The organism is Parviterribacter multiflagellatus, from assembly GCF_056863265.1.
Genome location: NZ_JBXPIZ010000001.1, coordinates 278,297 through 304,036, shown reverse-complemented (window position 1 = coordinate 304,036; position 25,740 = coordinate 278,297). Strand labels below are relative to the sequence as shown.

Annotated in this window: 23 protein-coding genes; 12 read left to right on the top strand and 11 right to left on the bottom strand. The window is 75.5% G+C overall.

What is annotated here, in order from left to right:
• Positions 1–8 precede the first annotated feature (8 nt).
• Entirely contained in the window at positions 9–902 is an 894-nt protein-coding gene (locus AC1UE5_RS01370; RefSeq protein WP_482920264.1) for a beta-1,6-N-acetylglucosaminyltransferase, read from the top strand.
• Here AC1UE5_RS01370 and AC1UE5_RS01365 read toward each other — a convergent pair.
• Complete coding sequence (locus AC1UE5_RS01365; RefSeq protein ID WP_482920263.1) at positions 791–1,432, bottom strand: hypothetical protein; 642 nt, start codon at positions 1,430–1,432, stop codon at positions 791–793. The genes AC1UE5_RS01370 and AC1UE5_RS01365 overlap by 112 nt on opposite strands.
• Positions 1,429–2,361 (bottom strand): glycosyltransferase, encoded by a 933-nt coding sequence (locus AC1UE5_RS01360; RefSeq protein ID WP_482920262.1) that lies wholly within the window; start codon positions 2,359–2,361, stop codon positions 1,429–1,431. The genes AC1UE5_RS01365 and AC1UE5_RS01360 overlap by 4 nt, the downstream gene beginning before the upstream one ends.
• 25 nt (positions 2,362–2,386) lie before the next feature.
• Here AC1UE5_RS01360 and AC1UE5_RS01355 point away from each other — a divergent pair, with 25 nt between their 5' ends.
• Positions 2,387–3,313, top strand: a complete 927-nt coding sequence (locus AC1UE5_RS01355; protein WP_482920261.1) for a hypothetical protein — start codon at positions 2,387–2,389, stop codon at positions 3,311–3,313.
• 130 nt (positions 3,314–3,443) lie between these two features.
• The gene (locus AC1UE5_RS01350) at positions 3,444–4,106 is read left to right on the top strand and encodes an HAD family hydrolase (RefSeq protein WP_482920260.1); all 663 of its coding nucleotides are present in this window, start codon (positions 3,444–3,446) and stop codon (positions 4,104–4,106) included.
• A 7-nt stretch (positions 4,107–4,113) separates the two neighbouring features.
• Here AC1UE5_RS01350 and AC1UE5_RS01345 read toward each other — a convergent pair whose 3' ends face one another.
• Genes AC1UE5_RS01345 through AC1UE5_RS01330 form a run of 4 tightly spaced genes read right to left on the bottom strand, consistent with a single transcriptional unit; the run spans position 4,114 to position 8,460 of the window.
• Positions 4,114–4,485 (bottom strand): VOC family protein, encoded by a 372-nt coding sequence (locus AC1UE5_RS01345; RefSeq protein ID WP_482920259.1) that lies wholly within the window; start codon positions 4,483–4,485, stop codon positions 4,114–4,116.
• A 26-nt stretch (positions 4,486–4,511) separates the two neighbouring features.
• The gene (locus tag AC1UE5_RS01340; protein ID WP_482920258.1) at positions 4,512–5,348 is read right to left on the bottom strand and encodes a class I SAM-dependent methyltransferase; all 837 of its coding nucleotides are present in this window, start codon (positions 5,346–5,348) and stop codon (positions 4,512–4,514) included.
• A complete protein-coding gene (locus tag AC1UE5_RS01335; protein WP_482920257.1) occupies positions 5,345–6,793 on the bottom strand; it encodes a hypothetical protein in 1,449 nt (482 codons plus the stop codon). The genes AC1UE5_RS01340 and AC1UE5_RS01335 overlap by 4 nt, the downstream gene beginning before the upstream one ends.
• A 38-nt stretch (positions 6,794–6,831) precedes the next feature.
• A complete protein-coding gene (locus AC1UE5_RS01330; RefSeq protein ID WP_482920256.1) occupies positions 6,832–8,460 on the bottom strand; it encodes a tyrosine-protein kinase domain-containing protein in 1,629 nt (542 codons plus the stop codon).
• Positions 8,461–8,610: 150 nt separating this feature from the next.
• Between AC1UE5_RS01330 and AC1UE5_RS01325 the strand changes: the two genes are divergently transcribed.
• The gene (locus tag AC1UE5_RS01325; RefSeq protein ID WP_482920255.1) at positions 8,611–11,061 is read left to right on the top strand and encodes a hypothetical protein; all 2,451 of its coding nucleotides are present in this window, start codon (positions 8,611–8,613) and stop codon (positions 11,059–11,061) included.
• An 83-nt stretch (positions 11,062–11,144) separates the two neighbouring features.
• Positions 11,145–11,363, top strand: coding sequence for a hypothetical protein (locus tag AC1UE5_RS01320; protein ID WP_482920254.1), 219 nt, complete (start codon positions 11,145–11,147; stop codon positions 11,361–11,363).
• Between the two features lie 5 nt (positions 11,364–11,368).
• On the opposite strand, the gene AC1UE5_RS01315 is transcribed toward AC1UE5_RS01320, so the two are convergent.
• Entirely contained in the window at positions 11,369–12,508 is a 1,140-nt protein-coding gene (locus AC1UE5_RS01315; protein WP_482920253.1) for an acyl-CoA dehydrogenase family protein, read from the bottom strand.
• 63 nt (positions 12,509–12,571) lie between these two features.
• Here AC1UE5_RS01315 and AC1UE5_RS01310 point away from each other — a divergent pair, with 63 nt between their 5' ends.
• Positions 12,572–13,144 (top strand): YdeI/OmpD-associated family protein, encoded by a 573-nt coding sequence (locus tag AC1UE5_RS01310; protein WP_482920252.1) that lies wholly within the window; start codon positions 12,572–12,574, stop codon positions 13,142–13,144.
• A 6-nt stretch (positions 13,145–13,150) separates the two neighbouring features.
• Here AC1UE5_RS01310 and AC1UE5_RS01305 read toward each other — a convergent pair whose 3' ends face one another.
• A complete protein-coding gene (locus tag AC1UE5_RS01305; protein WP_482920251.1) occupies positions 13,151–14,695 on the bottom strand; it encodes an adenylate/guanylate cyclase domain-containing protein in 1,545 nt (514 codons plus the stop codon).
• A 105-nt stretch (positions 14,696–14,800) separates the two neighbouring features.
• Here AC1UE5_RS01305 and AC1UE5_RS01300 point away from each other — a divergent pair, with 105 nt between their 5' ends.
• Entirely contained in the window at positions 14,801–15,511 is a 711-nt protein-coding gene (locus tag AC1UE5_RS01300; RefSeq protein ID WP_482920250.1) for a 4'-phosphopantetheinyl transferase family protein, read from the top strand.
• A 10-nt stretch (positions 15,512–15,521) separates the two neighbouring features.
• Here AC1UE5_RS01300 and AC1UE5_RS01295 read toward each other — a convergent pair whose 3' ends face one another.
• Positions 15,522–15,833: a hypothetical protein gene (locus AC1UE5_RS01295; protein ID WP_482920249.1), complete on the bottom strand. Its 312-nt coding sequence runs from the start codon at positions 15,831–15,833 to the stop codon at positions 15,522–15,524.
• A gap of 108 nt (positions 15,834–15,941) precedes the next feature.
• Between AC1UE5_RS01295 and AC1UE5_RS01290 the strand changes: the two genes are divergently transcribed.
• Positions 15,942–17,735 (top strand): diguanylate cyclase domain-containing protein, encoded by a 1,794-nt coding sequence (locus AC1UE5_RS01290; protein WP_482920248.1) that lies wholly within the window; start codon positions 15,942–15,944, stop codon positions 17,733–17,735.
• A gap of 19 nt (positions 17,736–17,754) precedes the next feature.
• Here the strand turns inward: AC1UE5_RS01290 and AC1UE5_RS01285 are convergent, their stop codons facing one another.
• The gene (locus tag AC1UE5_RS01285) at positions 17,755–21,345 is read right to left on the bottom strand and encodes an NACHT domain-containing protein (protein ID WP_482920247.1); all 3,591 of its coding nucleotides are present in this window, start codon (positions 21,343–21,345) and stop codon (positions 17,755–17,757) included.
• A gap of 95 nt (positions 21,346–21,440) precedes the next feature.
• Positions 21,441–22,031 carry a TetR family transcriptional regulator gene (locus AC1UE5_RS01280; protein WP_482920246.1) on the bottom strand — a complete coding sequence of 197 codons (591 nt, stop codon included), beginning with the start codon at positions 22,029–22,031 and terminating at the stop codon, positions 21,441–21,443.
• A 50-nt stretch (positions 22,032–22,081) separates the two neighbouring features.
• Here AC1UE5_RS01280 and AC1UE5_RS01275 point away from each other — a divergent pair, with 50 nt between their 5' ends.
• From AC1UE5_RS01275 to AC1UE5_RS01260, 4 genes are all read left to right on the top strand, one after another.
• On the top strand, positions 22,082–22,747 hold the full coding sequence (locus AC1UE5_RS01275) for a class II aldolase/adducin family protein (protein ID WP_482920245.1): 666 nt from the start codon (positions 22,082–22,084) through the stop codon (positions 22,745–22,747).
• On the top strand, positions 22,744–23,577 hold the full coding sequence (locus tag AC1UE5_RS01270; protein ID WP_482920244.1) for a phosphotransferase family protein: 834 nt from the start codon (positions 22,744–22,746) through the stop codon (positions 23,575–23,577). Before AC1UE5_RS01275 ends, AC1UE5_RS01270 begins: the two co-directional genes overlap by 4 nt.
• The gene (locus AC1UE5_RS01265) at positions 23,574–25,211 is read left to right on the top strand and encodes a glycerol-3-phosphate dehydrogenase/oxidase (RefSeq protein WP_482920243.1); all 1,638 of its coding nucleotides are present in this window, start codon (positions 23,574–23,576) and stop codon (positions 25,209–25,211) included. Before AC1UE5_RS01270 ends, AC1UE5_RS01265 begins: the two co-directional genes overlap by 4 nt.
• 123 nt (positions 25,212–25,334) lie before the next feature.
• A complete protein-coding gene (locus AC1UE5_RS01260; protein ID WP_482920242.1) occupies positions 25,335–25,739 on the top strand; it encodes a GNAT family N-acetyltransferase in 405 nt (134 codons plus the stop codon).
• Position 25,740 lies beyond the last annotated feature (1 nt).

Genomic DNA, 25,740 nt, shown 5'->3' with positions numbered 1-25,740 from the left:
CGGTTCCGATGAGGGTCGCGCACGTCGTCCTCGCGCACCGCCTGCCCGCGCAGCTCGGGCGGCTGGCCCACGCGCTCGCGCACCCGGACGACAGCGTGCTCGTGCACGTCGACGCGCGGGTGGACGTCGCGCCGTTCGCGGCGGCGCTCCACGGCTCGGGGGCGCGGCTCATCCCGCGCAGCGCGTGCCGGTGGGGCGGGTTCGGGATGGTCGAGGCGGCGCTGACGGGGATCCGGGAGGCGCTCGCGCCGATGCAGGGCGACCCTCCGGACTACGTCTGCCTCCTCTCCGGCCAGGACTACCCGATCGTCTCGCGCGACGCGATGGCCGCGCGGCTGGCGGCGGCGGACGGCGCGGTGTTCCTGGAGTCGTGGCCGATGCCGCGCCCGGGATTCGCGGACGGCGGCGGGCTCGACCGGTTGGAGCGCTGGTACCTCCAGCCCTCGCGCGCCTGGTCGCTGCCGAACCGCGCGGTGCCGTGGTGGCCGCGGCGGCAGCTCCCGTCCGGGCTGCGCCCGCACGGCGGCGGGCAGTTCTGGTGCCTGCCGGCGGACGTCGCGCGATGGGTGGTCGAGCTCGTCGACGCGCGCCCGGAGGTGGAGCGGTTCTTCCGCCGCTCGTTCGTCCCCGACGAGACGTTCTTCCAGACGGTGGTGATGAGCGGGCCGCACGCGGAGCGGGTGACGGGCGACGACCTGCACCACGTCGACTTCGCGGCCGGCGTCGACGTCAAGCACCCGCGCGTGCTGGGCGCCGCCGACCTCCCGGCGCTGGCCGCGAGCGGGGACCTCTACGCGCGCAAGTTCGAGGACGCGGCGGTGCTCGACCTCGTCGACGCGACGCTGCGGCGCAGCGCCTCGCCGGGCGTGAGCGCGCCGGCGCGCACGGCGCGGATGGCGTAGCGCGGCGTGACGCGAGCGGCGGGGAGGGGCGCGGTGAGCGTCGCGCGCGCCGCCGGCACGAGCACGCCGTCGACCTCCCGCAGCACCCGCGCGCTCCACACGACGTCCGCCAGCGGCCCGAACCGCGCCCCGTCAGGCACGCCGAACCGCTCGACGACGTCCCGCCGGACGAGCGCGTGGACGAGCGGCGTCCACCGCAGCGGGAGGACGTGGTCGCGCGCGAGCGCGATGATGCGCTCGGGGTCGCCCTCCGGTGCGCCGGGGAGGAGCGCCTCGACCGGCCGGCCGCCAGGCGCAGTCCCCGCCGCCGGCCCGCTCTCCCCCGCCGGCCCGGCCGTCGTCGCCGTCCCGTTCGCGACCACCAGCCCCACCGCGAGCCCCGCTCCCCCGTCGACCGCCGCCCGCAGCGCGTCGAGGGCCCCGTCCGCCGGCTCCAGGCCGGGCGCGATCACCCACGCGGCGTCCGCGCCGCTCGCGACCGCGTCGGCCAGCTCCGCCGCGCTCCACACCGAGACGACGCCGCCGCTCATCGCACCGGGTCCCGCAGGCCGGCCCACACGCCGCGCGCGACCACGCGCCACGCCTCGCGCTCCCACCCGTGCCGCGCGAGGAAGCCGCGGACGAACCGCAGCGCCATCCGCACGTACTGCACGCGTTCGACCCAGGACAGCGCAGGACCGCGCAGCATCAGCAACGAGTTGCGCACGAACCAGTGGAAGCGGTCGCGCGGGCCCATCCCGGGCGAGTGCGCCTCCACGGTGTTGTGGAGGGCGACGCTGTCGGGCACGAGGTAGCCGACCCCACGGCGGAGGATGCGCCCCGTCCACTCGAAGTCCTCGGTCGAGACGAAGTAGTGCGCGAGCGGGCCGCCGTGCGCGTCGACGGCGCGCCGGTGGACGAGGAGCGAGACGAACGTCGCGTGGCGCAGCTGAACCAGCCCGCGCGCAACGCCGTCGACCAGCTCGGCCCGGCGCCGCCACGCGAACCACGGCTCGTTCATCGGGTGCAGCGTCCCGTCCTTCCAGCGGACGACGCTCGCGAGGAGGTCGGGCGTCTGCGGCGCGCGCTCGGCGGCGGCGAGGAGCGCGGCGAGCGCCTCGGGCTCGGGCCACGTGTCGTCGTCCATGAGCCAGATCCAGTCGAACCCCTCCGCGTGCGCCGCCGCCAGCCCCGCGGCGAACCCGCCCGCGCCGCCGAGGTTCTCGTCCGAGCGCACCGGTCGAACCAGGTCGCCCAACTGGTCCAACCACTCCGTCGTCCCGTCGGACGAGGCGTTGTCGAACACGATCACGCGGTCGGGCGGGCGGGTCTGGGCCTGCAGGCGCTCGATGCAGCCCGCGAGCAGCTCCCGCCGGTCGTGCGTGACCACGACCGCGCACACGGTCGGTCCGCGGCCCCGCGCGTCGCCGGCCGAACTGCCGCGCGCTGCGGAGGAAGTGCGCAGAATCGGCTCCGGCATTCAGGACGCGAGGGGGAGGCTGAGCATGGCGACGTTGGAGCGCACCGAGGTCATCGAGCCGGACCAGGAGCCGCCGGCGCTCGACGAGCTGCCGCCGCTGCCCCCGATCGGGCGTGCGGCGCGACTCTACGCCGACACGCGCGCGCATCGCGCAGTTCCCCTGCACCTCGCGCTGGCGGCGACGCGGGCGCGGTCCGAGGTCTTCTGGCGGCGGAGCGCAGGCGGCCGCGCCGCGGCGATCGAGGCGATGGAGCTCGTCGTCGGCCGCAGCGACCGCGCGGGCGAGGTCGAGGCGCTCGCCAAGCGCCACGTGTACGAGACGGCGAAGCGCTCTGAGCTGCTCTGGCGGCCGTGGGAGACGCGGCGCCTGGAGATCGAGGGCCGCGCAGTCCTTGCGCAGTTGCGCGACGAGAAGCGGGGCGCGCTCCTCCACTTCCTCCACCACGGCCCGTACGTCGGGATCACCGGCTCGTTCGCGCGCCAGGGGCTCCCGCGCATCAACGCGCCGATCGGCCCCTTCTACTTCGAGGAGCCGACGCCCGGCTACCACGGCCACCGCGACCGCCAGCACCTCACGTGCCTGTACGACGGCGGCCGCTGCTTCAGCGCCGCCGGGTCGTTCGGGCGGATCGTCACGCTGCTCGAACGGGGCGAGAACGTCGCGGTCGCGATCGACCTGCCGGGCACGACCGAGGTCGAGGTCCTCGGCCGGCGCGTGCTCGTCAGCGGCGGCATCACGAAGATCGCGCTGAAGACCGGCGCGCCGATCGTCCCGATGACGATGCACCCGCGCGGGCGGATCGCGACGGTGCGGCTGGAGGAGCCGGTCGAGCCCGCGGCGTTCGACACCGTCGAGGCGCTGACGCAGGAGCTCGTCCGCCGGCACGAGCCCGCGCTGCACGCCTGGCCGGAGGCGCTGGAGTGGCCGCTCCAGCGCTGGACTCCCGCCTGAGCCGCGCCGCGGAGACCCCGCTCGGAACGGAGCGACGAGGCCACGGGCGCCAGGCCGCGCGGGGTTGGCACCCCAACACCCGTCCGCGCGTCCAACCGGTGTTCAGGGCCCACAGAGGACGACCGACCCCTTGGTCAGGAAGACCATGGCCGTCCGCTACGTCATCTTCGATCTCGACGACACGCTGGTCCACTCGGACGCGGTGCGCCAGGCGTTCTGCGACGTGGCGGCCGCCCGCGGCGTCTCGCCGGAGGTCGTCAACGCGGTCTGCGACACGCGCCCGGGCCAGCCGGCGCTGAACATCTTCGAGGCGCTCGGCTACACGCGCGACGACGCGGCGGAGGCCTCGGTCGCGTTCCTCGCGCGGCTCGAGGAGCTCAACGACGAGCTCCCGACGCTCCCGTACGAGGACGCCGGCGCGACGCTGCGCGCGCTCCGCGAGCAGGGCGCCGACCTGATCCTCTCCACCGGCTCCCCCGAGGAGCGCGCCCACCGCGTCCTGTCCGAGTCGGGCTGGGACGCCTTCTCGCTCGTCCTCGGCTCGAACGCCGGCTGCCGCAAGGGCCCGGACCACTTCGACGCGATGGACGAGCGGATCGCCGCCGACCGCTGGACCGGCCACGCCGCCACCGTCGGCGACTCCCCCACCGACATGCGGCTCGCGGCCGACCACGGCGTGCCGGTCCGCATCGGCCTGGCCCGCTCCCGCGACGCGTCCACCCTCCGCGCCGCGGGCGCGACCCACGTGGTCTCGGAGCTCTCCGAGATCGTGCCGATCCTCGCCGCCGCCTAGCGCGACCTCACGCCGACCAGGCGGGGAGCTGCTGGACCGACCAGCCGTTGCCGTCGGGGTCGGAGAAGTGGACGAAGCGGCCCCACGGGAAGTCCTGGATCTCGCTCACCTCGACCCCTCGCCCGACGAGCTCCTCGCGCGCCGCCTCGATGTCGGCGACGACGACCTGGAGACCCTGTAGGGAGCCGGGCTCCATCGGCGAGAGGCCCTTGCCGAACGCGATCGAGCACGCCGAGCCGGGCGGCGTGCACTGCACGAAGCGCACCTCGTCGGAGACGACGTGGTCGTGGTCGGCGTTGAAGCCGGCCTGGACGTAGAAGTCCTTGGCGCGGTCGACGTCGGAGACGGGGACGGCGATCAACTCGAGCTTGAAGTCCATGGCGCGGACCCTAAGGACGAATCAGGTCAGGGTGTGACCGCTTCGTGACGGATCGCCAGGCCGAGGCCGAGGAACGGCTCGCCGAGGCGGCGCTGGACCTCGTCGTACTGCGCGGTGAACTCGTGGAACGTCCAACCGTCCGCGAGCTCCTCCTGCGCCTCGCGCCACACGATCCCGACGCCCGGCACCGCGGAGCTCACGATGTCGTGGAAGACGAGCATGTTCGCGTGGTCGCGGACGAGCCGGTAGTCCGCGCGGACCGCCTCCTCGCCGTGGTCGCCGTCGATCAGCACGAGGTCCCAGGGCGCACCGCGGCGGACGAGCGACGCGAACCGTGGCTCGCGCGACGACACCGTGATCGCCTCCACGTGCGCGTGCTCGCGCGCGTACGCCTCCAGCCCCGCCGCCGGCTGGATGTCGATCCCGACCGCGCGCCGGACTGCGCAGAACCGTTGCAGGTACTCCACGGTCAGGACGAAGGTGCCGCCGTGGCGCGTGCCGATCTCCAGGTACGTGCGGACGTCGTGCTTGGCCAGCTCCGCCAGGTAGGGCGCGAACTGGCTCGGGTACTGCCAGTGGCGCAGGCCGGTGCCGCAGTGCGGGTACAGGGCGGCGGGGAACTGGTCGAGGTGCTCGTCGTTGAGCCCGAGCTCGGGGAGGAGCGCCTCCAGCCGCTGCGGGTCGGCGAGCTCGTCGAGCGGCGCGCTGCGCAGGCGCGCGACGGGCGCGAGGTCGATCGGCCGGGCGGGCCCGTAGAGGTCGAGGTGCTCCCGCACACGGCGGCGGTCGGCGCGGCGCGCGATCACCCGCTCGCGGACCGGCAGGGGCAGGACGGCCTTCGCGGCCTCGCGCAGTGCGCTCATGGACGCTCCTCGTGGAGGGAACCGGGGTGACGGGCCGCGTGCGCCTCGCGCGCGACGTAGCCGAGCAGGAGCCAGGTGATCGGGGCGAGCGCGTAGTGCCCGCCGATGAGCCACTGGCCGAGGCCGACGAGCAGGACGCCGAGGATCGGCAGCATCAGGCGGTGGCCCGAGAGTGCCAGTGTGATGGCACTCCGCATCAGTGCGACGACGAGCGCCAGGTAGGCGAGCCCGCCGACGAGGCCGAGCGCGACGAACGCGTTCGACAGGTCGACCTCGGTCGCCGCGGCCTCCGCGCCGAACGCGCCGCCGAACTGGTTCACCGAGCCGGGGCCGGAGCCCAGCGGCTGCGCGATCCCGCGCTCGATGCCCTCGACGACCATCCCGACGTGGATGAGGAGCGTCGAGTCGGCGGGGTCGAGCGGGTCGGTGACGCCGCCGACCTGGTGGCTGACGAGGTCGCTGCCGCTGTTGTTCGCGCTCGACGTCAGCGCCGGGCCGAGCGCCGAGAGCGCGGCGACGCCAAGCGCCAGCGCGGCGACGGTGACCACGAGCGCGGTGCGGGCGCGGCCGGTGGCGAGCGCGGCGAGCACCACGACGCCGACGACCGTCGTCACCAGCGCGCCGCGCGCGGACGCGAGGAAGAGCGCGGCGGCGAGGATCGGGACCGTGAGGAGCGCGAGCGGGTGCCGGCGCAGCGCGAGGCCGGCCGCGACCGCCAGCGCGCTGCCGAGGAAGAGCGCGTACTCGGCCGACGACGAGAACGTCCCGAACGCCCGCACGTCGTCGCCGACGTTGAGCGCGTCGTAGCCCGTCGCCAGCAGCCACGCCTGGTCCCACGCCGGGAAGCCCATCTCGGTCTGCCACAGCCCGTACGTCGCGACGACGGCGCCGAGCCCGACGACCAGCGCCAGCACGCCGCCGACCAGCCGCGCGTCGGCCAGCTCCCGCCCCGCGAAGAACCACAGCAGCGGCACGCCGATCCCCAGCAGGCCGGCGAGCCCGGCCAGCGGCCCGCCGCCGAACGGGTTCGCCACCTGCAGCACGGTCAGCGCCAGGACGAGGAGGACCAGCTGGGAGAGCCGGTCTGCCGGCAGCGGCCGCCGCTCCAGCACGAACAGCCGAGTGGTCAAACCAGTCGCGACAACTGGTCCAACCAGCACGAGGGGATCCGGCCCGCCCCAACCCGCGTCCGCGATCAGCAGCCGCCGGAAGAGCGCGAGGACCACGAGGAACGCGAGCGTCGCCGCGATGCCGGCGCGTGGCCGGCTCAGCACCAGCGCGAGCAGCACTCCCGTGACGATCACTGCGCAGAGGACGCGCAGGAGGTCCGGCCGCAGGACGATCACCGCTGCCGCCCCCAGAGCGAGGGCGGCAGTGGCGGCGGTCGTCCTGATCTCGCTCCCGACGGGCGGGAGCGCGGGACGGGTGGTGAGGCCGGCGGCCATGGCGCGAGCGACGGGCGGGGCGGCGAGCGGCGGCGCCGTCAGGCCGCGGTCGCGTATCCCCCGCCGCCCTTGCGGGCGAACGTCGCGACGACGCCGACCGCGCGGGCCTCGAGCTGGTCGAGCTCCCGCCGCAGCGCGACCACCTGGGCGCGCGCGTCCTTGCCGAGCCGCCCGACGAGCACGACCCCGTCGACCTGCACGAGCAGCCCGATCGCGTCCGCGACCAGCGCGGGCGGCGGACCGTCGACGATGACCAGGTCGTACGAGGCGGCGGCCCGGCCGAGCAGCTCCTCCATCGCGGGCGAGTCGAGCAGCTCGCCGCCGCCCGCGCTCCCGCTCGTCCCCGCCGTCAGCGCGTCGAACGTCGCGCCGCCGTGCGCCTTGACCTGCACGGCCGCGTCGAGCCCCGCCCCCTGCAGCGCGGCGACGAGGCCCGTGTCCTTGCCGGTCGCCGCGGAGCCCAGCAGCTTCGCGAGCTTCGGCCGGCGCAGGTCCGCCTCGATCAGCAGCACCCGTTGCCCCGCCGCGGCGGCCGCCGCCGCGAGGTGCAGCGCGACGGTCGTCTTGCCCGCGTCCGGGCCCGCGCTCGTGACCATCACCGACCGCAGCCCGCCGGCGAAGCCGCCCGAGTGGCGCAGGTTCGCGCGCAGCATCCGGAACGCCTCCGCCTCGGCCTCCGGCAAACCTGCCTTCCAGCCGTCACCCTTGCGCAGCCGGGCCGAGCGGGGGACGCTCGCCAGGAGCGGCAGGCCGGCGGCCTCGACGAGCTGGGCGGGGCGCCGGAGACGGCGGTCGAGCTGCTCCACCGCGATCGCCAGCCCGAGCCCGATGAGGAGCCCCACGAACCCGCCGAGCACCGCCCCGCGCAGCGGCTTGGGCGCGGACGGCTCGGTCGGCAGCTCGCCGGTCTCGACGCGCTGGACGTCGCCAGTCTGGACCGCGCGGAGCGTCCGCAGCTGCTGGCGCTGGCGGGAGATCTGGCGCCGGCGGGCCGGCGAGCTCGAGCGGCGGAACTCGCGCGCGAGCTCCCCCTCGGCCTTCGCCAGCTCGCGCTGCACGAGCTCGCGCCGGAACGCGACGGTCTCCGCCGCCATCACGTCCGCGATCCGCTTCGCGCGCCGCGCGGTGGTGCCGGTCGCGGTGATCGTGACGAGGTTCGACTCGCCCTCGGCGGCGATCGTCAGGCGCTTCTCCAGCGTGCTCGCGTCGATCCGCCCGCCGAGCCGGGCGGCGGCGCGCTCGCGGATGGCGCGCAGCGAGACGACGCGGCGGTTCGTCTCCGCGTCGCGGTCGGCGTCGCCGGGGACCTGGAGCGGCACGCCGCTGAGCTGCACGTCGAGCATCAGCGGGCGGAACAGGAGCGTGGACGTCGACTCGTACTCGTCCTCCTGCAGGCTCGCGACGGCGAACGCGGCACCCGCGGTGGCCACGACGGCGAGGACGACGATCCACAGCCGGCGGCGGAGGATGCCCGCGAGCGCCCCGAGGTCGCCGCTGCCGGAGCCGCCGCCGGGGGCGGGCATCGGCGGCGCGGGCGCCCAGCGCGGGGCGGTGTGCTGCTCGCCGGCCGCCAGGGGCTCGGCCGTCCGTCGCATCCGTGCGTCGCGATCGACGGGCGCGGGGTCCGCCCCGTCGGGCGGGTCGTGGCGCTGCCGGAGGGATCTCATCTCGGAGGTCCCAACGCGCCACGGCGCGGGAACTTTCGGCAACTTCCGCCGCTCGTCCCGCGCGCTCCCGGGCATCCCCTTCGTGATCCGCCGTCAGTGCCGATCACCGGGAAGATGTGGTTCCGTTGGCCCCCGATGTACTGCCTTCTGGTGCTCTGCGCCGGCCTCAGCGCGCCGGCGGACGCGGCGCCGCTCGGGGTGACGCTCGACCGCGACGGCGACGGGCGCGTCGACGCCGTCCGCGTGGGGTCGCAGGTCGTCGACGTGCGCGAGGGGAAGGTCGACACCGCGCGCCGTCCGGTCGTGCGTGCCGGCGGGCTGCGGGTGCGGCCGCGCGACGGCGCCGCGCCCGTGCTGGTGCGGGCCGCCGTGCGCGGGCGGACGGTCACGCTGACGTGGTCCGAGCCCCTGCGCGGCACGATCTCGGGGCTGTCGCTGCGCGGTTCCTCCGCGACGCTCCGCACATCGGTGACGGTGCGCGGGAGCCGCGTGATGCTGCGGGCCGCGGGAGGCGCGCCGGTCGCGGTCGCGCTGGCGGGCCGCGGGGTGCGCGACGCGGCGGGCAACGCGGCGCGGCCGTTCGGCGTGCGTGCGCTGGCGGGGCGCAAGAGCACGGGCGCGGCGAGGCCGGCCGGGCCGGCGGCGGCGAGCAGCGGCGGCACGGCGGCGAGCGGCGGCAGCGCGGGCGCGACCACGAGCGGCGGTGGTGACACGAGCGCGGCCGCGGGCACGGGCGGTGACGCGGGCGCGAGCGGCGACACGGCCACGACCGGCGACGACGCCGCGGCGGGCTGGCACACCCTCGCCGACCCCATCGACCCCCGGCAGCAGACCGCGCTCGGGTTCTGCCAGCGCTCCCACTGGCTGCAGCCGTGGCGCGCGTACCTCGACACGCGCCCCGCGTCCGCCCTCTCCGGCGCGCTCGGCATCAACCTCAACGTCGCGCCACACGAGTGGACGCCGACGGCGGACCTCCTCGCGCAGGCCGGGTTCACCCGCGCGCGGGCGGAGGTCGGCTGGGACGCGATGGACTTCGCGGACCCGACCAGGCTCCGCGACGCGAACGGGCTCGCCACGGCGGCCAAGGAGCTCCACCAGCGCGGGCTCCGGCCGCTCGTGCTCCTCAACGCCAACGAGGGCGCGCCCGGGCCGCTGCGCAAGCACACGCTCACCCTCGCCGCCCCCGCGCCCGCCGGCGCGCGGACGGTGGTGCTGGCGCCGGGCCAGAGCGTCGACCCCGGCCTCACCGGCTTCGTCGGCGGCGGCATGGCGCCCGAGGTGCTGGTGACGAGCGTCTCGGACACCGGCGTCGCGACGCTCTCCAAGCCGCTCCCCCGCGCCCTCGCCTCAGGCGCCCACGACGCCGTCACGCTCCGCTACGAGCCGTTCGGCGCGCCGAGCACCGCCGCGTTCGAGCGCACGCTCACCGGCTGGCTCGCGTACGTCGACGCGGTGACGACGACGCTCCGGCAGGCGATCGGCGACGAGTTCGACATCGAGATCTGGAACGAGCTCTCGTTCGGCTCGAGCTTCCTCTCCCCCGCCGCCTACTACGACCCCGTCCCGCAGCACCTCGCGGGCACCGGCGACGTGACCGACGCGATCCTGCGCCGGACGGTGGAGCACGTGCGGGCCAAGGCCGAGCTCACCGGCGTCGGCATCACGAACGGCTTCGCGAGCCAGACCCCCTTCCCCGCCGGCAGCACCAGCCCGCAAGGCCTGACCGCCCTCTCCAAGCACCCGTACGCCGGCCCGCGCTACGAGTTCGGCGGCGCGGGCGGCGCGAGCCTCCCGTGCCTGGCGCTCGACGCGCTCGGCGCGCTGACCGACCTCACCCCGAGCTACACGAGCTACTTCCCCGAGTACTACCTCAACGCGATCCAGACCGAGCACCTGATCCGCGACGTCTCGCCGCTCACGACCGACGTCTACGGCACGCCGCACGGCCGCGCCGCGAACCCCGAGATCTGGGTCACCGAGACGAACATGGATCCCGGCTACATCGGCCAGAGCGCCGAGCAGACGCGCCGGATGCAGGCCAAGTCCGCGCTCCGCACGCTCGTCAGCTTCGTGTCGAAGGGCGTCAGCGTCGTCGACTTCTACGCGGCGCGCGGCGACCAGTTCGGGCTGATCGACCCGCGGTTCTTCACGACCGGCAACCCCGCCGACGCGGGCCTGACGATGGGCGCGCTCTCCCGGCTGGTGGAGCGCACCGGCACCGGGACGCCGGCGACCAAGCGGACGCTGACGCTCGAGGCGATCGCCGACCGCGGCACGCGCGTCCAGCACCCGGGCGGCGGCACGGCGAGCACGCCGCCGCTGTTCGACCGCGACGTCGTGGCCGCGTTCCCCTTCCAGGCGAGCGACCACCGCTTCGTGATCCCGGCCTACGTCATGACCCGCAACGTCGCGACCGAGCTCGCCCCGGCCGACTTCCGCCTCACGTTCGGCGGCGTCGACGCGCGCACGGCGAGCGTCAGCGCATACGACCCGCTCACCGGCGAGACCACGCCGGCGGCGATCGTCGCGCGCGGGACCGACCAGGTCACGATCCAGCTCCCGCTGACCGACTCGCCGCGCCTGATCGAGGTCGCCGACTAGGACATCGTGGCCAACCGCACCCGCCGAACGTCCGACCGGCTGGTGATGGGCGTGGCCGCCGCCACCCGCGAGGCTCCCGCGCCATGGAGAAGACCGCCACCGCGTTCCCCCGGTTCTCGGTCACCGTCAGCGGGACGATGATGGACCCGATGACCGGTACGGAGACCACCCACGAGGAGACCTACCGCGTGCTCGCGCTGCGGGAGGACCAGGCCACGATCGCCGGCGTGCAGATGTTCGGCGCCGCCGTCGCCGCCAAGCGCCACCGGATGTCCGGGGAGCCGACCGCGACCTGCACGTAGCGCGCCTACCGCGCCAGGGCCGGGCGGGCGAGCGCCATCAGCAGCGCGTCGTTCGCCCCTTCCCCGATCTGCGTCTGGGGCGCGTCGCGGCGCAGCCGGGCGAGCTCGTCGCCGGCCGCGTAGGAGCGGCTGGCGGCCAGGCGCGCCGCGGCGTCGACCGCCGCGACGGCCGCGTCCGAGCAGAAGACCTTCGCCGCGGTGGACAACTCCCTGGCGTCCGACGACCGCGCGTCCACCGCGGCCGCCGCGCGCTCGACCAGCGCGGCCGCCGCGTCGCGGCGCACGATCAGCTCCCCCACCCGCAGCTGCGCGTGGGTGTGGTCGCCGAGCACGCCGGCGCCGATCTCGCGCCCGGTCGACTCGTCGATCGCGCACGCCAGGCAGCGGTCGAGGATGCCGAGCGCGCGGCACGCCACGTTCACCCGCCCGACGTCGAGCGCGTCGAGCATCTGCCGCGCGCCGCTGCCGATGCAGTCGTCGCCGCCGAGGATCTCCGCGCCCTCGGACACGAACCCGTCGAAGACGTACGCCGCGCTCTCGACGCCGCGGTAGCCGACCTTGTCGAGCTCGGCGACCTCCCACGAGGACGAGCCGCGACCCTCCGCCGGCAGCACCACGCACGACGGCCTGTCCGAGCCCTCGACGCCCGCCATCAGGAACACCACGTCCGACGACGCCCCGCCGGCGACCCACCGCTTCTCGCCGTCGAGCACGACCCCAGCGGGCGCCCCGTCGAGCCGCCGCCCGGACGTCTCGAGCCGCCCGAGGTCGCTCCCCGCCTGCGGCTCGGTGATCGAGAACGACGCGAGCACCTGCCCCGCCGCGATCCCCGGCAGCCAGCGCTGCCGCTGCTGCTCGGTGCCGTGACGCACCAGCAGTGCGGTGGCCAGGCCCGTCGGGTTCACCGCGCCGGTCAGCGAGATCCACCCCTGCGACAGCGTCCGCCACGCCGGCACCAGGTCGCTCACACCGTACGCGCGGCCGCCGTACTCGGCGGGCACCATCGCGCCGGACAGGCCGAGCTCCACGAGCCGCCCCAGCGCCCACGCGGGCAGGTCGTCCGCGCGGTCCCACTCCGCGACGCTGGGGAGCACGGTCTCGTCCACGAAGCGCTGGATCGCGCTGTGCAGGTCGTCGGGCGTCATCGTGCCGCGGAACCTCCCCGGCGGGTGGCGCGGCTATGCGACGTGCGGCACACTGCCCGCCCGATGGAGCCCACGTTCTTCACCACCCCGGAGGAGCTGCGCGCGTGGCTCGCCGAGCACCACGCGACCCGCGACGAGCTGATCGTCGGCATGTACAAGAAGCACACCGGCAGGCCGACGCTCACGTGGGAGCAGCTGGTCGACGAGGTGCTGTGCTTCGGGTGGATCGACGGGCAGGGGCGGAAGATCGACGACGAGCGGCGCCAGATCCGCATCACGCCGCGGCGCAAGGGCTCGATCTGGAGCAAGCGCAACGTCGCGCGCGTCGAGGCGCTGCGCGCGGAGGGCCGGATGCACCCGGCCGGCGAGGCGGCGTTCGCGGCGCGCAAGGAGGACCGCAGCGGCGTCTACTCGCACGAGCGCGACGCGCCGGCGGCGCTCACAGCGGAGCAGCAGGCGGAGTTCGAGGCGCACGCCGACGCGTACGCCTGGTTCACCGCGCAGGCGCCGTCCTACCAGCGCACCGCGATCCACCTCGTCGTCTCCGCCAAGCGCGAGGAAACCCGCGCCCGCCGCCTCGCCGAGCTGATCGCGTGCAGCGCGGAGGGTGTGAAGATCAAGCAGCTTCGGCGCTAGCCGCGCCTACCCGCGCGCGGGCACCGCGATGTCCGTCGGCTCGGGCCGCCCGCGCAGCTCGACGCTCCCGTCCACGACCCACCGCGCACGCTCGTCGTCGGACGCGCCGTCGAGGAGCCGCGCGGCCGCCACGACGCGCGCCGGCTTCTCCTTCGCGACCTCGGTGAGCCGGGCCGCCTCGTTGACCGGATCGCCGATCACCGTGTACTCGAACCGCGCGGTGGCACCGATGTTGCCCGCGACCGCCGCGCCGACCGAGACGCCGACGCCGGCCTCGAGCCCCTGCACCTCGTCGCGCAGCCGCTCCCCCATCACGCGGGCGGCCGCCAGCGCGCACGTGTCGCGGTCCTCCAGCGGGGCCGGCGCGCCGAAGATCGCCAGCGCCGCGTCGCCCTCGAACTTGTTGATCCAGCCGCCGTGCTCGTCGACCACCGCGACGACGACGCCGAAGAACGCGTTGAGCAGCTCGACGACCTCCTCCGGCGGCCGCCGCGATGCCAGCTCGGTCGAGCCGATCACGTCCACGAACAGCACCGCGACGTCGCGCTGCTCGCCGCCCAGCTCGACGCCGCGGTCGAGCGCCGCGCGCGCGACGTCCTCGCCGACGTGGCGGCCGAACAGGTCGCGCAGCTCCTCGCGCTCGCGGAGCCCGCGCACCATCCGGTTGACGCCGGCCTGCATGCGACCCAGCTCCGAGCCGTCGTCCACGCGCACCTCGACGTCCAGGTCGCCGCGCTCGACCTCCTTCAGCGCGTCGCGCACCGACCGCACCGGGCCGGACACCGCGCGGATCGCGACCGCGTTGGCGAGCAGCCCGACGATCAGCGCGACCGAGCCCAGCACGAGCATCGTCAGCGCCAGCTCGTCGGCCGACGCGTCCTGGTCGGCCAGCGCCTCGATCCCGATGAGCACGAGCCCGACGACGGGGACGGCGGTGCCGAGCGACCACGACAGCGCGAGCTTGACGCTCACGCCGGGGACGGCCGACTTCTCCGGCGGCCCGATCGCCAGCGCGCGCGCCGCGACCGGGCGCAGCACGTACTCGGCGAGCAGGTACGACACGGCGGCGGTCGTGACGCCGCCGAGCAGCACCGCGATCGCGACGCGCAGGGCCAGCTCCCCGTCGAAGATGACGTTGAGCCCGCCGAACAGCGCCGCGGCGACCGCCCACAGCGCCGCCTCCATCCCCAGCACGACGAGCGGCCCGCGCAGGACGCGCAGCTGCTCCTCGTCGGTCGGGTCGCGCTCGGCCCGCAGCCACGCGGTGATCGGCCGCGCGTAGGCCAGCCCGACGAGCAGGCCGGCGATCAGCGCGAGCAGGAGGTAGATCGCCGCGAGCACGCCGTTGAGCAGCCGGATCGTGCTGGCGTCCTCCAGGTCGGTGCCGGGGAGGACGAGCGCGAGCAGCGCGAACACGACGAGCGCGCCGATCACGTTCGCCACGAAGAGCACGACGATGAGCGCGGCGCGGATGGCGTGCAGGAGCGCCGTGCCGGAGAGCCGGCGGCCGCGCTGGGAGAGAAGCGAGAGGACCTGGCGGCCGTCGATCAAGGGGCGCGACGCTACCTCACCACCGCCCCGGGTGCCTGGCAGGCGGTGTCCCACTTATCTCGGTCAGGCGTACGAGAAACGCCGTCGTACCGTACGCTGCACCGCGTGTCCTGCCAGGTGTGGTGGGCGTGGACGGGCGACGTCCGCGCCGAGCACCAGGCGCTGCTCTCCACCCCCGAACGAGCACGCCTGGAGACCTACCGCCGCGACGACGACCGTCTGCGGTTCGTCGCGGGCTGCGCGGTGACGCGGCTCGTCCTCGCCGCGCGCCTCGGCGGGGTCGCGCCCGCCGACGTGGAGATCGACCGGACCTGCCCGTCGTGCGGCGAGCAGCACGGGCCGCCGCGCGTCGCGGGCGGCCCGGAGCTGTCGGTCGCCCGCACCGGCGCGATCGTCGCGGTGGCCGTGAGCGAGACGCCGGTCGGCGTGGACGTCGAGGAGCTCGACGGGAGCGCCGGCGTCGTCGAGCTGGCCGGGCCGCCGGTGCTGTCGGAGGCCGAGACGCAGGCGCTCGCCGCGCTCCCCCACGCCTCCCGCCCGGCCGGGCTCGCGCGCTACTGGACGCGCAAGCAGGCCGTGCTGAAGGCGACGCGCGACGGCCTGAAGGTCGACCCGGCGGCGGTCGCGGTGACCGGGCCGCGCGAGCCCGCGCGGCTGCTGGGCTTCGCGGGCCGGCCGGGGCTGGAGGAGCGTGCGGCGCTGCTCGACCTCCACCCCGCGCCCGGCCACGTGGCGGCGCTGTGCGTGCTCGACGGCGACGGCGCGGAGCCGGAGATCGCCGAGCACGACGCGGGCGCGCTCCTGCGGGCGGCCTAGCCGCGCCGCGCTACGCGCCGTTCGACGACTCCTCGTCCTCCTCGGGGCCGTAGGCCTCGGCGAGGATGAGCGGGAGCGTGTGGAGGAACGCCTCCTCCAGCTCCTCCGGGACCGACACGCGCGCCCCCGTGACGTGGACGTCGTTGCCGTGGGCGTGCGCGTCCGAGGACACCGTGGCGCCCGCGAGCACGAAGAACGGCACGAGGCTGAAGTAGTCGAGGCCGATGAACTCGTGCGGGTCGATCCCCGTGCTGTCGAGGAGCTCACGCAGGCGCGGGTCGTACTCGGCGTGGCCCTGCGTGATGTAGGCGAGCTGCTTCATGGTGCGTACCAGTGTGGCCGGATCGGCAAGTCCGCGCGTGCAGGGCTCAACCTCCGGGCCGCGAACGCCGTTACCGACCTGATGCCCTCCGCCGCCGAAGCCAGTGGGATGACGACCCGCCTCGTCCTGCTCCACGTGGAGCGGCACGCGGGCCGGCGCGCGGTCGACACGATGCTGGAGCGGGCGGGGCTGAGCGACCGCCGCGAGGAGCTGCTCGACGAGGACGCCTGGTTCTCGTACGAGACGAAGATCGACCTCTTCCGCGCCGCGACCGACGTGCTCGGCGACCCGGGCGCGATGGTCGACATCGGGCGGATGATCCTCGAGGTCGAGGTCGGCCCGGGGCTGAAGCTCGCGCTCAAGGCGCTGGGCTCGCCGCGGGCGGTCTACAAGAACGTCGCACGGGCGAACGGGCGCTTCTGCCGCTCGCACGCGATGTGGGTGATCGCGTCCGAGGCGGACGAGGTGGAGATCGGGTTCCGCGACGAGCACGGGCGGGCGAGCACGCTCGAGTGCGACTACGTCCGCGGACTCCTGTCGTCGGTGCCGGAGCTGTTCGGGTTGCCGCCGGCGGAGGTCGAGCACGCGGCGTGCGTCGCGGACGGCGCCGCGGAGTGCCGGTTCGTCGCGCGCTGGGAGCGGCGGCCCGCGCTCGTGCGCGACGCGCTCGGGTGGACGGTGTCGGCGGGCGCTGCGACCGGGGTCGCGGCGCTTTTGGTGCCGCCGGTCGCGCTGCCGGTCGGGGCGGTCGTGCTCGGCGCGGGCGCCGTGCTCGTCGGCCGCCAGGCGTGGTCCTCGACGATGCGCCGCCAGCGCTACCTGGAGACCGAGCTGGCCGATCTGACCGACGCGACCGAGCGGTTGACCGACTCGCTGCAGGACGTCGTCGGGGAGCTGCGGCTGGACGAGGTGCTGGCGAAGGTGACGGCCAACGCGCGGGCCGCGGTCGGCGGCAGCGACTTCGCGCTGCTGCTCGACGGCGGCGACGGGCTGCGGCTGCAGTCCGCGTCGCACACGATCGACGCGGAGACGCAGGGGCGGCTGGAGCGGTGGGTCGCGTCGCGGCCGGACCTGCTGGTGGAGCCGCAGCTGATCGACAGCGCGGGCGACGCGGGCTCGCTGTGCACGGCGCCGCTGCTCGTGCGCGGGGAGCCGCTGGGCCTCCTGGTCGCGCGGGCGCCGGGGCGGCACGTCTTCCTCCCGCGCGACCTCGCGGTGCTGGCCGGCTACGCCGCGCAGGCGGCGATCGCGGTCAACAACGCGCGGCTGTACGAGGCGCAGCAGGAGCTGGCGACCAGCGACCCGCTGACCGGGCTGCTCAACCGCCGCGCGTTCCACGCCGAGCTGGACACGGCGCTGGCGGCGGGCGGGGCCGCGCGGCCGGGGGTCGTGGTGCTCGACCTCGACGGCTTCAAGGGCGTCAACGACACGGCGGGCCACGCGGCCGGGGATCGCCTGCTGCGCGCGGTCGCGGCGGCGCTGCACTCGGCGTGCCGCAGCGGCGACCGCGTCTGCCGGGTCGGTGGCGACGAGTTCGCGATCCTCACCCCCGACACGTCCCCGGCCGCGCTGGAGGCGCTCGGCGCGCGCGTGGCCGAGGCGGTCGACGCGGTCGACGCCCGCACCGCCGCGTCCTACGGCGCCGCGTCGTTCCCGGCCGACGGCACGACGAAGGACGAGATCATCGCGACCGCCGACGCGCGCCTCTACCGCGCCAAGGCCGCGCGGACGGGCGTGCCCGCGCCGGACGCGACGGACGACACGCTCCCCGCCGACGCGGTCGCCGACCTCCTCGCGGACGTCCTCGGTGACGACGACGCCGCGGAGGAGCTGCGGCGCCGCCGGGCACCTGACGCGGTCCTGCGCGCGCTCGAGCGGCGTCGGCGGCGCGAGCGGGACTGACGCGCGGGCCGGCCCTCGCCTACATGCGCGCCCGGCGCTCCATGCCGCGCCAGAACCGGTCGAGCCGGCGCCGGCGGATGTGGCGCTGCCACGGCGCCCGGCGGCTGCGATGCGCCAGCTCCTGCTGCTGGCGGCAGAACGCCCGGCTGATGCCCCGGTGGGCGTTGGGCTCGTCGACCGGCGGACGCGAGTACGGGCACAGCCCCCAGCCACACGAGGCTGGGCATCCCGCACCGAGGATCTCCTCGCGGTCCTGGCTCCGGGTCAGGCACCACGGCAGGTCGTGCATGTGGCCGAACTGGACCTGCCGGTCCTCCGGGCTGCGCTCGTTGAGGTTCAGGAGCAGCGTGACGTCGGCCACGAGCTGCCCGGTGACGTCGTCCAGGACCGTGCTCCGCTTGGCGACGGCGATGCCCTCGTCCTTCCAGATCTGCCCGTCCCACCGAGAGCTGCCCACCTGCTTGCGCTCGACCGCCCGCCGGGCGAGCCGGGCCGCGCGGACGACGAACGGGTGCGTCTCGTGGGCGGCGTCGAGCATTCGGGTGAACGTCGCGTGCGTGTCCCGCGGGTTCGCACCGGCGATGGCGTAGAGCCCGAGCGCCTGGTACAGCAGCATGCGGGCGTACCAGCCCTCGGCGTGCTCGAGGCAGACCTCGGCGACGAGGCGGCGGTTGCTGGCGACCCACCCCGGCCCGCCGACGCGCCGGTCGGGGTCCTGGGCGTGGCGCATCGCGTCGTCCTTGAAGCCCTGCGCGACGGATGCCTCGAGGTCGCCCTGACCGCCCTGGAACGCCAGCGTGACCAGCGCCGCGAGCGCGTGGCGCGCGTCGTGGACCGCGTCCGCGTGGCGCGGGGTCGTCGCACCGCGCTCGCCCGACGGGTCCTCGCGGAGCCCGCTCACGATCGCCGGCAGGACCCACCCGAGCGCGTTGAGCGCGCGGACGTGCTCGTCGGTCCACTCCTCGATCGGCCCCAGGTCCACGACGTCGTCGACGGGCCGCAGCGGCGCGCGGTCCTCGGCGGCGCCGGCGCGCCTCTTGCCGGGCGTGGCGATCGGCAGGTTCAGCGCGCTGCGCGCGGCCGCGTGGGTGAGCACGCCCTCGACGAGGTTCTGCAGCCTCCGGTAGGCCGAGAAGGCGTCGCGCTGCAGCTCCTCCGCCGCCGCGCGCCGCACCCGGTAGTCGCCGTCGCGCGCGTAGTCCCACAGCCGGTCCCAGCGGTTGGGCGCGCGCAGCTCGGCGATCGCGGCGATCGCGTTGAGCTTGGTCCACCGCGTCGCCCCGTCCGCGTACTTGATCGCTTCGAGGATCTGGTTGGCGCCAGGCTCGCTCGTCGTCGCACCGGCGTCGCCGTCCCGGGACTCCCAGAGCGCGTGGACGATCGTCAGGGCGGCCGTGAGATCCGTCAACGCGCCGTCAGGGTCGCGACGCCGCTCGGGGTCGCCGGCCTGCCTGGGATCGGTCGTGTCCGCGGAGTGGTTCCCGCGCGCGCTGTCCGGATCGGCCTGAAGCTGGTCTGCCGCCGCGGAGCAGAGCTGGCGGACCGCGACCAGCGCGACCAGCCCCGCGACCGCGCGGACGTCCGCGTCCCCCGCTCCGTCGGTCTCCGCGTCCTCCCGCCGGCGGCGCACGCGGTCGCTGGCGTGCAGGGCGGCGTACTGGAGCGTCATATGCACGGTCAGCCGCTCTGGGTTGTGGCGATGCAGGAGCTCCTCGCAGACCGTCGTGACCCACGTCTGGGTCGGGAGATGGTCCTTGTCACAGCGAGCGAGCCGCCGGCCCGCCAGGTAGGCCTGCATGATCCGGTGGCGGAAGAAGAGGCGCCCCTTGTTATCGCGATCGAGGATCCGCAGGCGCTCGCCCGTGTCGATCGCCTCGTGCGGCGAGACCTGCCGGCGCTGGCCCTTGTCCATGTCACGGCGGTCGTCCGAGTCGATGAGCTCCTGCAGGTCGGCCCGGCTCCTGCCGGAGTCGGGGACGGCGCCGGCGACCGTGCGCCGGTCGCGCATCGCCTCCGCCCGGTCCGCTGCCTGCTGCGCCGTCGCGCGGAGGTCGACGAGGGCGACCTCCTCCAGCAGCGCCAGGCTGCTGCACCGCTCGACCGGCTCGAGCCCGAGCCCGGCCTGGACCTTGCCCTCGGTGATGCCCTCGTAGTACGCCTCGAGCAGGCGGAACCGCACCCACGCCGGGTTGAGCTGCCAGCCGCCGTCCGGCCGCCGGCGCAGGCGCCCGGAGTCCTCGCCCTCGTCGTGCAGGGTGGCAGCCTGCGGCAGCGCGCGGCAGCGCCCTGCGGCCTGCAGCGACGCGAGGATCTCCAGGTAGAAGGGGATCTCGGCGAGCTGCCCCTCGTCGATCCAGCGGCACAGCTCGCGCTCGGAGATCGCCGAGGTCTCAGCCTCCGGCAGCTTGTCGGCTTCTCCGATCACGTACGTGACGACCGACTTGCGGTCGAGCCCGCCGAGGTCGACCGATGACGCCGCCACACCGGCGGGGATGCCGGCGGGCCGGGCGGTCGCGATCACGGCGAAGTCCCGCGTGGCCAGGCGGTCGAGCGTCTGCCGCAGCACGTACCCGCGCTCGCCGTCCGCACCGACCTGGTCGAGGTTGTCGATCAGCACGACGATGCGACGGCGCGCGCACAGCCAGCGCCAGAGCGGCTTGGAGTCGGCGGTCGTGGCCGAGTGCGTGCGGAACTGCTGGTCGAAGGCGTCCGCGGCCCGCTCGAGCACGTCCCCGACGGGCTCGCCGCGGAGGGGGACGAAGACCGGCACCATGCCGACGCGGGCCAGGAAGCGGGCCGCTCCGATCAGCGCGGTCGTCTTGCCGGCGCCCGGGTCGCCGATGATGACCTGGACGTCACGTCGGGTCGTGCGGTGCAGCAGCCCCGGCAGGATCTCGTCGAACAGGTCGTCACGCGGGATGAGCTGCCCTTCGAGCGGATCGTCGGACTCGAGGCGCTTGCTGTGGCGGGTGAGCGGTGGCGCGGATGGCAGGATCGAGACCGGGCGCTTGCGGATGCGGCGGCGGATCTTCCGCGCCTCGTGCGGCCAGCGGGCGAAGTCGTTCCACAGCAGGGCGATCGCGGCGGCGGTGGAGAGCCCGGTGACGGCGGCAGCGACGGCGGAGATCGTCTCGAGCCGGTTCTTGGCGGCGCTCTCGTCCTCGCCGGCGGCCGTCCCAGGGCCCGACTCAGCGCCGAACGCGCCCTCCGCATCGCCGAACAGGTCGATCCCGATCTGCACCCACACGACGTTGACGGCGAACAGCAGCGTCATCAGCAGCGCCGCGATCACGCCGACGTTGAGCGACGCCCGCCAGCTGATGACGTGCGCGTGGGCGTACCACCGCCCGAGTCGGCGCCGCGGGCTGCGATAGGCGCGCCGCGTCGCCTCGAGCGCGATGCCCAGCCACGCCGACTGGCGCCGCAGCCACCACCACGTCCACGTCGTCCGGGCCTCCAGCGAGCCCTGTCGCTCGAGCCTCGCGACGTGCGGGCGCTGCGTCTCCGCCAGGTCCGCGAGATGCGTGTCCGCGAGCGCGATCGCCTGGTCGCGCGTCAGGGCCGGGACGGTCTCGGGAGGGAGGGCGTCGTGCCGCTGTCCGGTTGCCATGACGGGACGCTACGCCCGCACGCCGTGCTGCGCATGCGAACTTCCCCGCATGACCTTGCGCAGTTCGTACGGTCCGCCGAGTTCCCGACCGGCGGTCAGCCCACGAGGCCGAGGTAGGCGCGGAGGAGATGCTCGAGCTCGGCGAGGAGCCGCGGATCGCCGTCCGGGTCGTCGCGGAAGGCGTCGTGGAGGATCGCGTCGGCCGCCGTGAAGGCGGTGCGGGCGACGGCCTGCGCGCGCGGGACACCCCGGTCGTCGAGGAGGCGTTCGACGAGCGCGACCATGCGCGCCTTGTGGTCGCGCGCGTCGGCGCGCGGGCCGAGGGCGCGGATGCCGGCGCTGCCGCGGTACAGCTCGGCGAAGTCGGCCACGAGCACCGCGACGGCGTCCTGGCCGGGGCGCCGGGCGGGGCGCGTGAGGATCTCCGCCATCAGCCGCTCGAACCGCGCGTGGTAGCGGGTGAGGAGCGCGCGGACGATCGCGTCGCGGTCGGGCAGGTACTGGTGGAGCGTGCCGACCGAGACGCCGGCCTCGCGCGCCACGCGCGTGAGCGTGAGCGCGGCCGGGCCGTGCTCCGCGAGCAGCCGCTCGGCCGCCGCCAGCGCCTGCTCGACCTTCTCGCGCGACCGCGCCTGGCGCGGCATGCGGTGGAGCACGGCGCCTCCGAAGACGTCCTCGTCGATCACCCGTCCGAGTTTAAACCAGAGTGGAGTCGGGTTTGGTTAGACTCGCGGCCATGGAGAGGGACGAGGCACGGACGGCAGTCGCCGCCGCCGCGCGCCGGCTCGCCGAGGCGGGCCTGCTGATCGGCACGGCCGGCAACCTCGCGGTCGCGCTCGACGGCGCCGACGAAGGGCTCGTCGCGGTCACCGCCACCGGCGTCGTGCTGGCCGAGGCGCAGGCGAGCGACGTCACGATCGTCGACCGCGACGGGACGGTCGTGGACGGCGACCTCGCCCCCACGTCGGAGGCCGAGCTGCACCTCGCGGTGCTGCGTTCACGCCCCGACGCGACCGCGGTCGTCCACACGCACTCGCCGGTCGCGACGGCCGTCTCGCTCGTGCTCGACGAGCTCCCCTGCGTGCACTACCAGCAGCTGCTGCTCGGCGGCGCGGTCCCGGTCGTCCCGTTCGCGGTGTTCGGCACGACCGCGCTGGCGGCGTCGGTCGACGCCGCGCTGCAGGGCAAGAACGCCGCACTGCTCGCCAACCACGGCACGGTGACGGTCGGCCACGACCTCGCGACGGCGGTGGAGAACGCGCAGCTGCTCGAGTGGGTCGCGACGCTCTACTGGCAGGCGCGCGCGATCGGCACGCCGCGGGAGCTGACGCCCGAGGACCAGCAGGCGGTCATCGAGCACGCCGTGCGCACGAAGTACGGCGCCCCGCGCGAGGCGTCGTGAGCGCGCTCGACGCTCCGCGCCGCGGTGAGCGGCTCGCGACCGGCCGCACCTCCGAGATCTTCGCGCTGCCCGACCAGCCCGGGCGCGTGCTCAAGCTCTTCCTGCCGACCGTCGCCGCGACCGAGGCCGCCGCCGAGTGCGAGCGCACGGCGGTCGCCGCCGCCGCGGGCCTGACGAGCGTCCGGTGCCACGGCACGACGGAGGTCGACGGGCGCGCCGGGCTCGTCCTCGACCGCCTCGACGGCATCTCGCTCACGCGCGTGGGCGAGCGCAACCCGCTGAAGATCCGCGCGACCGCCCGCACGCTCGCGCAGCTCCAGGCCGAGATGCACGCCGTCGCCGCGCCGTCGCTGCCCGACGTGCGCGACGTCGTGCGCGGGCTCCTCGACACGCCACCGCTGGCCTTCCTCGACGCGCGCGAGCGGGCCGCCGCCGGCGCGCTCCTCGACGCGCTGCCGGCGGGCGACCGGCTGCTCCACCTCGACTTCCACCCCGAGAACGTCTTCACGACCGGCGGCGACCCGCCCTACGCGATCATCGACTGGCAGACCGCGCTGCGCGGCGCGCCCGCGGCCGACGTCGCGGCGAGCGTGTTCCTCCTCAAGGACGCCGAGCTGTGGCCCGGGACGCCGGCGGTCAAGCGCGCGGTGTTCGGCGTCATCCGCCGCACGTACTTCTCCGCGTACCTCGACGAGTACCGCCGCCGCACCGGCATCAGCGACGCGGAGATCGCGCGGTGGCGCATGGCGGCGCTCGTCCTGCGGCTCGGGTGGGACATCGCGAGCGAGCGCGAGGCCCTGCGCGCCGGCGTCCGGGCGGCGCTGCGATGACGCTCGCGCTCACGCGCTTCGTCGAGACACCCGAGCCCGCGGGCGGTCACGCGTTCGACCTGCTCGTCGTCGGCGGCGGCATCACGGGCGCGGCGCTCGCGTACGAGGCGGCCAGCCGCGGCTGCTCGGTCGCCCTGGTCGAGGCGGACGACTACGGCGCGGCCACGTCGGCGGCGACCGGCAAGCTGGTCCATGGCGGCTTGAGGTACCTCAAGCAGCTCGAGGTCGGCCTCGTCCGGGAGTCCCTGCGCGAGCGCCGGATCCTCTGCGACATCGCGCCGAACCTCGTCCACCCGTACCCGATCGTGCTGCCGGACGCCGACCTGGTCGCGCGCGCCGGGCTGACCGCGTACGACCTCCTCTCGCGCGACCGCAACCGCGTCCGCGACCCCGGCAAGCGCATCCCGCGCCACCGCCGCGTCCGCCCGGAGGAGGCGGAGGCCTGGGGCCTGGGCGAGCGCGGCGCCGGCGCGCTGCTCTACCACGACTGCACGATGCCGAGCCCGGAGCGGCTGACGCTCGCGTTCGTCCGCTCGGCCGCCGCGCACGGGGCCGCCGTCGCCAACCACGCGCGCGCCGACCGGCTGCTCGTCCGCGACGGCCGCGTGGTCGGCGCGCAGGTCACCGACGTCCTCACCTCGAGCCGGCTCGAGGTGCGCGCGCGGGTGGTCGTCAACGCGACCGGCCCGTGGGCGCACGACGTGCTGGCGCAGAGCGCGGGCGCCGAAGCCGCGGCCGGCCCGCGGCCGCCGGTGCGGTCGGAGGGCATCTACCTCGTCACGCGCAAGGTCACCGACGTCATGACCCTCCACGTGACGCCGCACGGGCACTTCAGCGCCGCGCCGTGGCGGGGCCACAGCCTCATCGGGCCGACCGAGAAGGCGTACCGCGGCGACGTCTCCGACTGGCGCCTGACGCGGGCGAGCATCGAGGACTTCCTGACCGCGATCAACGCCGCCGGCCTGCTCCGCGACCGCCTGACGTACGACGACGTGCTGTTCGCCTACGGCGGGCTGCGGCCGCTGTCGGAGGCGACCGGCGAGGACGGCGACACGTACAACGCCTCCCGCGCGTCCGACCACGTCGACCACGCGCGCGACGGGCTCGAAGGCCTCATCACGGCGACCGGCGGCAAGTACACGACGAGCCGCGCGTTCGCCGAGCAGACGTTCCGCACGGTCGCGCGCAAGCTCGGCCGCCCCGTCGGCCGCCGCCGCAGCCCGACCGCCCGCACGCCGCTGCACGCCTGCGCCACCGGCCCGCTCGCCCCCTACCTCGCCGCCGCCACCACGCGCCACGCGGCGCACGCCCCCGAGACCGTCCGCTGGCTTGCCCTCGACCACGGCACCGACCACGACGCGGTCCTCGCGCTCGCGGACGCCGACCCCCGCCTCGCGACGACGCTCGACGCCGACGGCGAGATCCTCGCCCAGGTCGTGGCGGCGACGCGGTGGGAGTCCGCCCGCACGCTGCGCGACGTCGTGCTGCGCCGCACCGGCATCGGCACGCTCGGCAACCCGGGCGACGACGTCCTCGAGCAGGTCGCGGACGTCGCCGGCCGCGAGCTGGGCTGGTCCGCCGCCCGCCGCGACGCCGAGCTGGACGACGTCCGGGCGGCGCTTACGCTCCCCTGACGATGCCCGCCGCGCCGCGCATCGACGGCCCGACCGTGTCCCTCCGCCCGCCGCGCGAGAAGGACGTCGAGGCGTGGATGCGCGCCGGCCGCGACCCGGAGGTCTGGCTCGGGCACGGCGCGGGTGGAACGCGGCCCGTACACCCCGGACGAGGCGCTCGCGCAGCTGCGTCGCCTGCAGGCGCGGCCGTGGGGCTGGGTGATCGAGGCCGGCGGCGAGGTGGTCGGGCACATCGCCGTCGACCGGCTCGACCCCGAGCGGCGCACGGGGTTCGTCTCGATGGGCCTCCTGCGCAGCGACCTCCTCGGCCGCGGGCTGGGCAGCGCGGCGCTGCGCGCCCTCGTCGGCCGGGCCGCCGACCCGCCGCTCTCCTTCGCCTCCCTGCACCTGCGCGTCGCCGAGTACAACGCGCGCGGCATCGCGGCCTACCGCAAGTGCGGGTTCGTGGAGGTCGGGCGGACGGAGCGCGGGTTCGAGCTCGACGGCCGGTGGGTCGCCGACATCATCATGCGCCGCGACCTGCCCTGAG